The sequence below is a fragment of the Streptomyces tropicalis genome (assembly GCF_029269835.1).
In the GTDB taxonomy this organism is placed as follows: domain Bacteria; phylum Actinomycetota; class Actinomycetes; order Streptomycetales; family Streptomycetaceae; genus Streptomyces; species Streptomyces tropicalis.
Genome location: NZ_JARJBB010000097.1, coordinates 1 through 794, shown reverse-complemented (window position 1 = coordinate 794; position 794 = coordinate 1). Strand labels below are relative to the sequence as shown.

At 74.6% G+C, this 794-nt stretch carries 1 protein-coding gene and 1 pseudogene; both read left to right on the top strand.

The features are described 5' to 3' along the window. Positions 1-415: pseudogene (locus P3H78_RS33175) on the top strand (MFS transporter); the annotation flags it as partial. Positions 416-493: 78 nt separating this feature from the next. Next, positions 494-794: hypothetical protein (locus P3H78_RS33170; RefSeq protein WP_276112881.1), on the top strand; the 301-nt coding region annotated here is incomplete at its 3' end.

The window sequence follows — 794 nt, the reverse complement described above, 5'->3', positions numbered from 1 at the left end:
CGGCGCGTACCCGGGATGCGTGGCCCCGCTCCTTCCCGCCGGACCGCGACACGGATGGCTGGTCGTGCTGATCGGCGCTGGCGCCCTGAAGGCGGTGGCGGTCACTGCGGCGGCGTCCACGCAGAGGTCGCTGCGCCAGCAGCTGTGCCCGGCTCACCTTCAGTCCCGCGTCCAGCAGACCGCCGTGTGGCTGGTCGCCGGGGCCCGGCTCTTGGCGGCGCCGACGGCCGGCGCCGTCGCCGCCGCGGCTGGCGTATGGGCCGCGCTGGTGACCGGCATGGTGCTCCTGATCGGGCCCGTACCGCTGCTGTGGCTCTCCCCGGTCCGCGGGCTGAAGGCCATGCCCCGCCCCCCACACCCACTGCCTGATCACAGCGGCCTGCCGCGGGAGGAAGGCGACTGCCGTGTCCACTGACCGCGGTCGACGCGAAGCCGTCCCCTCCCTTCGCCGCACCCCGTCCCCGCCATGCGTTCCAGCTCCGAAGGATGTCCCGTGAAGGCCCTGTTCCCCTCGTTCACCCTCTGGCGGCAATTCACCGAGCTGAACGGCGGCCCACCGACGCCCGCCCGCCCGAACGGCGATGCCGCGATCACCGGACCGGCCCCGGGCCTACGGGCGCACGCCCGCACCGGGCCGCTCACCGCGTTGTCCCGCCAGCTCCTGGCCGCCGTCCACCTTCGGCTGCTCGTCCTCGCGCAGTACACCGTGCTCCTGAGCCCCGAGGGGCCCGGCCCGTGCGGCGTGGACCAGCCCTTCGCCGACTTCCATGACGACGCGAGCACCCGGATACCCG